Source organism: Evansella sp. AB-rgal1 (assembly GCF_041820985.1).
Lineage (GTDB): Bacteria > Bacillota > Bacilli > Bacillales > Salisediminibacteriaceae > Evansella.
Window position 1 is genome coordinate 204,731 of sequence record NZ_JBGUAU010000005.1, and the last position, 6,394, is coordinate 211,124.

Sequence of the window (6,394 nt, forward strand, 5' to 3'; positions counted from 1 at the left end):
CCCTTTAGAACATAGGTATGTCCAAAAGGAGGGGAATATTCCAGATAAGACTAGTTTTTAATCTTTCTTTCTTCCTTTTCAAAATAAATAGAATCTGCATCGATCTCTACTTCTTTACGACGGTCAACGTACCAGTTTAGAAAATCTCCTGCTAACTCCATAGGAATATCATTCACACCATTAAATTGTACGGGCGTTGCTCTATTCATAGTACCAATGGTTGCTAGCCCCACCTTTCGTTGTAATAAAGAACGGGATAAAGATACCTCGATAATTTTTTCGCGTTTAGAAATATACAAGGAAGTAGAAAAGCTACCACTTTTACATTGAATCATATTTTCATTTAAAACAAACCTAGTATTTATAAAATCTAATACTCGTAGAGATACGATAAATAATAGTAGTATGATAGAGAATAACCACCAAGAAATTTCCATGCTAAAAATAGGTGGTTGAAAATAGAAGAAAGCTCCTGTGGCAATTATCCAAAACCAATAAGGTTTACATAAACGAACCACTAATGATTTTTTGGGTAATTTCTCCATACTTTCCGTAATTTCATATTCAGGTAACAGATCTGAAAGAATCGAGTAAGCCTGCTCTATAGGTAAAAAAGGATATAATGAATTAGTTTCAGATTCTTTACTATCGAGACTGAAGCTACCTGAACACGTAAGCTTTACTTCAGCAAGCCCAAGCATACGTTTTAAAATAGGTTGATTGATCTCAATTGCTTGAACTCTATCTTTTGTAATGGAAAAAGTAGTCTCCTCCAACAACCCCTTCGTAATATAAATTTTGTTTATATCTGAAGCGATTTCATACTTCCCATATTTTAAGAAAGTATAGACAATACCAAGTGAGATAGAAAGGACGATAAGCAAAAGTACAACGATGAAAGTACTCCACCAAGTGTTTAGTATGGTTGAAATAAACCCTTCCGTATGTTCTCCTATTCCAAAAACATCCTTTACATTTGTGTAAATCGTTCCAATTATAGGAACAATGATGAGAAAGCTAAATGATGTAAAGGAGGCCTTCCAAGTATCTTTTCTTGTCGGCGTAAAATGAATCCTTCTATTTTCTTTAGGAGCAAATGTTTCTTCTAACTTCTGTTCCAACTTCATATCCACAGAATAGTCTAAGCTTTTTTCTTGGTCATTATTTTTCCCTACTTGCTTTTCTAATCGATCAGCAGTGTCTTTTGTAACTACCCCGAATGCAACTCTTGCCTCTTCCCCAGACAATCCTGTCTCGAAGTGAATCGACGTTACTCGTAAAAATCGATGAATGATACTTGTATGCCTCTTTACATTTTGTACCTTTGTAAACGGAATCGTCTGGCTTTTTTTAACAAATATCCCACTAAAAATATGAAAAGCTGTATCATCTAAATAATATTTATAGAAACACCACTTCAACAGAATGTAAACCATCCCAATAACAACTATTGCATAGAATGCATATCTTCCATACAAAACGAAAGTAGATTCTGAGTTATACTGAATTACAAATAAGTAAAGAACAGCAAAAAATAATCCTTTTATTAAACCAAGGAAATCAAAGATCATCGTATAGGGGTGGTATCTCTTGGCATTTTCCATCATTACTCTACTTCCTTAACCTTTGCATAAGATGCAATTTGATTTCTAAGTTCAACTGCTACGTCCTTATGCAATGCGGGAATTATATGAGAAGAACCCATCGTATCGATAGTTAGAGAATACAGATTATATCTTCTTAATATCGGTCCTTGGTTTGTAGCGACAGCTTGAATTTTTGTCATTGGCACTAGTTGGTGTTCTTCCTTTAAAGCTCCTGATTTCAATTGTAAAAATTCCTTATCCACATCATAACGCCAATTCTTATATATAAAAAATGGCTTTATATAACCCCATATAGTAAAAATAACAGAAATAACTGTAATTCCAATAAGCCCCCAAGCAATCCAGGTAGTCCAAGAAAAATAAGAATGTAGAACAAACAATACTATTAATATGGCATACCAGATGAGATTTGATATGGTTTCACTTATGATCGATACATTAATTAATTCTTTCGCAATTCGTTTTTCTGGAAAATTAACATCCATAAACATGTACCTCCATTCTTTCCTTATTTCATACGTACTACATTAAGAAATAGTTTCAAATTTCGTTCAGGTTGTTTAGCTAGAAGCTTTAACTCTTGTTTTCCTATATATAACATATCATAAAATTTGGACTCTCTTGATAAAAAAGCTATTCCTGTGCATTTTCATGATGAAAATGGTACATTACAGATAGGAGGTGCTCTTACATGTCATCCATATATGATTTAACTGTTAAGAAACCAAACAATGAACCGAAGTCACTAAAGGATTATGAAGGTAAGGTGCTACTTATTGTTAACACAGCAAGTAAATGTGGATTAACGCCACAATTTAAAGGATTACAAGAGCTTTATAATAAATACCAAGAAAAAGGACTAGAAATTCTTGGTTTCCCTTGTGATCAATTCATGAATCAAGAGTTTGACGATATTGAGAAAACAACCGAGTTTTGCCAACTGAACTATGGTGTTACATTCCCTATGTTTGCAAAAGTGAATGTAAATGGAGATTCAGCAGATCCATTATTTGCATTCTTAAAGAAAGAGAAAAAAGGTTTATTAGCAAGCAATATCAAATGGAATTTCACAAAATTTTTAGTAGACCGAGAAGGAAACGTATTAGAGCGATACGCCCCAACGGTAGAACCTAGTAAGATAGAAGAAGATATTGAAAAGTTATTAGGTTAAGGAAGATAAACAGAAGGTACCAGGAGTCAAACATCGATTTGTAAATTTGTGTACCTGAAACTAGATCAAATGACGGTTCTCTCCAAACCATTACGGTTTGAAAAGAACCGTCCAATCGCATCCTTCAATTTTTCCTACTCCATCTATGTTAACTCCATCTTTTTCTTCCATTGGTTTCCCCTTTGAAACTAGGTGTAGTCTATATATATTCCTATATTCTTGTCTATAATGAGCAACTACTGGTTGTTGGAAAACATATGTTTTCTTCTCTATTTCAACTGTTAGAGTTCTTCGATGCAACAGTTTCTTTTCAGTGAGACTAGAAGTAATATTCATAGGGTCAAAGCCTTTAACCTTTATACTTCCTTCGAGAAAAACGTGGTATCCTTCTTGCTTTTCATATTCAACAAAAACTTCTTCCCTCGTATTCACTATTTTTTGCACCAATAATTCTGTGTCCTTGCTTATCTCTATATCTTCTCGATGATTACTATTTATATCAACACATTGTTTAAGTAGTTCATACAATGTTTTTTCCGAGTGAAAAAAATCTCTTTTCCAGTTGGGAGAAAGTTCATCTAACAATATACACAGCAAAAGCCCAGAGCTATAACAGCTTTTTCGTATATTGGATGTGGAATCCCACCTATCTAGTAAAGGAGAGCTATAGCTTTCTAATACATCCTTATATGATTGTCTACTTTTATGAAAATAAGCTTTCATTTCAACATACCATGCAGGTCCTTCAATTGTTTCAATTGCTGTCTCATAGGAGAAGTGTTCACCAATTAGTTCTGCTCTTGCTTCTCGTAACAGTACGAATTGCTGCAAATTCTGTCTTTTATCTTCTTGCTCCAAACACATGAGTGCATTATATAAACATTGTCTCTCTTTATTTCGGATCTCCACATTCTCTAATGAAAATGGGTAGAATATTCCCAACATTTCGTTTGGAAAGCGTCTCTCTTTTTCCAGATGCTGCAATCCATGGAACAATTCATGAACAAGCATAGAATAAACGCGCTCATAACCAACATGAAGTTCTAGATTAACAATTGCTGTTGGTTGTTCTTCAAATATTATGAGTGTATCTCCAATGAATGAATCCGACCATGGAAGGACATCATATCCCCCTGCTTTTGAAAAACGAGGATGATGAAATATATACACTTGCTTTTTATCATATATCGCGAATGGAATCATATTAAAATTTGGCCAATACTGAGAAAGTAATTTTTTACTTAGTTCATCATAAATGGAAGGAATATAGTTTTCCATTTTCTAGCTCACATCCTTGTAACTTTCATCACTTTATTATACTAGTTTAAAATACAAACGAAGAATAAATATCTTATTTCCGTAAACTAAAAGAAAATTAATGTTAATATATATAAGAAGATTTCTATGCTAAATTTTCTCGTAGGTTCATAGTTAGAGAGTTAGGAGGACTACAAACGTTGAATTTTGTAAAAAACATACCTGTTAATAAGGAGTTTGATCCAGAAAAGGAAAACTGGACTGCTCTAAAAGAACCAAATTTAATCATGGCACAAATAATAGCACTACCCATTGCATTCCTAGCAGCAGTAGGTATTTATCTATTAGCAGCTTCATTACAGCTAACCGATCAATATACGTTTCGTTTTGGATTTAACATACTGTTAGCATTCTTGATACTAATGCCCATTCATGAAATAATCCATGCATTATTTTTTCCTGAAAAAATAACGTCCAACCATGTTTATTTTGGTTTCATACCTAAAGGATTTGCATTTTTTGCTTATTATGATAGAGAAATGTCTCGAAACCGCTTCTTGACCGTTTGTGTTGCACCATTCATTGGACTATCCATCCTACCTTTGATCATCATGAACATTTTTGGATTCCATAGTAGTTTTCTCATAGACATAGCGCTTGTAAATGCACTAAGTGCCTGTGTCGATTTGTTGAATATCATACTAATAGCATCTCAAGTTCCTAGGAACGCTGTAATACGGAATAAGGGATATAATAGTTATTGGAAGGCATATTAAAACGGAAGAGGACGATTATGCTCTTGGGCAAAAACCGTCCTTCTTTATTGAGTCGAAAACTACGAAGGCAATAATGGTTCATACATCATAATAGCATGATTTTCTGTAATAAATTCATCATCAATTTGCACATTACCCATGTTATATACTTTACGATGAATTTTATTATGACGCACGTATCCGCCCCAATATTCGAACGTAATTCGATGATCCTGTTCATACACATCGTATGACCTTGTCGGAGGTACATCCGCTCTCCATTCACCAACTAAATGAGTGTCGTTCAAGTAAACTATTAATTGGTATATGTTCGGTGTATTATTGGTAATCTGCAAATCTAAGTAATTGTACGCACAAGTCGCACCACTTCCAAAGGGTTGGCTACGATTGGTATCTGGGAACACATCATAGCTATGACGATACCGTTCTGTAACAGTAAGAGGAGTATGCAGTGTCATCCAATATATTAAATTAGATAACTGACATAGACCCCCACCAACACCAGTAGTGACTTGGCCATAATGTAAAATCATCCCATCTACATAGCCTTTTCTTTTCGTTGTATTACCTAACAAACGCCAGTAAGACAAGGTTTCCCCAGGCTTTATTTCAATCTTGTTTAATTGATTTGATGCTATTTTTAAGTTTTTCACTTTATTATGCTGCAACCACATGTCTACATCCTTCAATTGCCGAAGTAAAACTGTTTGATGGGAGAATATAACGTGTTGCAATAGAGATTCATTCTTTCTTGTAGCAAATTTCTTTTTTCCTGAAAACCAATCTATGTATCTCTTCATTCGATAAAACTTCTTCCCCATGTAGATCCTAACTGGACTTCTCACTAAAGGCTTCAATGACTCCATCTCGATTCACCCTTTTATTTTTGATAGAAGCTTGTAAAGCAAAATCCTTTCTTACAACATAGACGGTCATCATTTGATCAAAGTTTCACATTGATAGATGTTATAGGTAGTTATTTTCGAGGATAGACCTCCATGAAAGTGGAAATTTGCACCATGTCGGATGAAAATACATTATGAAGCATATTAGTACTCTTCTCTTTATATGGAATGAGCGCAGGTCCACGAACTCCAGTGGGAAGTAGAGTAGAGGCGAGACACCGTAGCGACGTAGTCGGGGAGGGGGCTCGGCAACTCCCCACAGGAAAGAAGTGGACAGAAGCGAATGGAATACAACCAACAAAGTTAGTATTCCATATTAGTCTGGTACGCGTATTTTGAGATTAGACATGTAAAAAAATTCTTACCATAGAGAAGTCATACTACTAAATAAATGTTATGCTAACTCTCTTATGTAGGCTTCATAAAAACAAATAACAACCCCAGCAACAGACATGACTGCAAATAATACAAAAAATGTAATCGTTTCAGAACCTAGTAAAAATCCAAGAAAACCATCAATCCCATTATAAGACCATGGGCTATTTACAGATAAAACAATAATCACGAGAACCCCAATAATTCCTACAACCAATAGCAAGCTACCAAAAAACAACTTTTTCACAGAACCATTCCTCTTTTCAATTAAATAGGATTGAGAATAATTAAAATAGATTTTTA

At 34.3% G+C, this 6,394-nt stretch carries 7 protein-coding genes; 2 read left to right on the plus strand and 5 right to left on the minus strand.

The genetic code is table 11. The annotated features are described in order from the left end of the window. Positions 1-50 precede the first annotated feature (50 nt). Entirely contained in the window at positions 51-1,607 is a 1,557-nt protein-coding gene (locus tag ACERII_RS06085; protein ID WP_373640812.1) for a PH domain-containing protein, read from the minus strand. Next, a complete protein-coding gene (locus tag ACERII_RS06090; protein WP_373640814.1) occupies positions 1,607-2,098 on the minus strand; it encodes a PH domain-containing protein in 492 nt (163 codons plus the stop codon). Before ACERII_RS06090 ends, ACERII_RS06085 begins: the two co-directional genes overlap by 1 nt. A gap of 200 nt (positions 2,099-2,298) precedes the next feature. Between ACERII_RS06090 and ACERII_RS06095 the strand changes: the two genes are divergently transcribed. After that, the gene (locus ACERII_RS06095) at positions 2,299-2,778 is read left to right on the plus strand and encodes a glutathione peroxidase (protein ID WP_373640815.1); all 480 of its coding nucleotides are present in this window, start codon (positions 2,299-2,301) and stop codon (positions 2,776-2,778) included. Between the two features lie 90 nt (positions 2,779-2,868). On the opposite strand, the gene ACERII_RS06100 is transcribed toward ACERII_RS06095, so the two are convergent. Beyond that, entirely contained in the window at positions 2,869-4,056 is a 1,188-nt protein-coding gene (locus tag ACERII_RS06100) for a peptide ABC transporter permease (protein WP_373640817.1), read from the minus strand. A gap of 179 nt (positions 4,057-4,235) precedes the next feature. On the opposite strand from ACERII_RS06100, the gene ACERII_RS06105 reads away from it, so the two are divergent. Next, on the plus strand, positions 4,236-4,811 hold the full coding sequence (locus ACERII_RS06105; protein WP_373640819.1) for a DUF3267 domain-containing protein: 576 nt from the start codon (positions 4,236-4,238) through the stop codon (positions 4,809-4,811). A gap of 59 nt (positions 4,812-4,870) precedes the next feature. On the opposite strand, the gene ACERII_RS06110 is transcribed toward ACERII_RS06105, so the two are convergent. Next, positions 4,871-5,683, minus strand: coding sequence for a VanW family protein (locus ACERII_RS06110; protein ID WP_373640834.1), 813 nt, complete (start codon positions 5,681-5,683; stop codon positions 4,871-4,873). A gap of 427 nt (positions 5,684-6,110) precedes the next feature. Then, a partial coding sequence (locus ACERII_RS06115; RefSeq protein ID WP_373640820.1) for a hypothetical protein occupies positions 6,111-6,394 on the minus strand: 284 nt, incomplete at its 5' end.

Excerpts from the sequence above, each read along its gene's own strand:
- ACERII_RS06090 (WP_373640814.1), bottom strand. The coding sequence starts at position 2,098 with ATGTTTATGGATGTTAATTTTCCAGAAAAACGAATTGCGAAAGAATTA.
- ACERII_RS06100 (WP_373640817.1), bottom strand. The coding sequence starts at position 4,056 with ATGGAAAACTATATTCCTTCCATTTATGATGAACTAAGTAAAAAATTA.
- ACERII_RS06095 (WP_373640815.1), top strand. The coding sequence starts at position 2,299 with ATGTCATCCATATATGATTTAACTGTTAAGAAACCAAACAATGAACCG.
- ACERII_RS06085 (WP_373640812.1), bottom strand. The coding sequence starts at position 1,607 with ATGATGGAAAATGCCAAGAGATACCACCCCTATACGATGATCTTTGAT.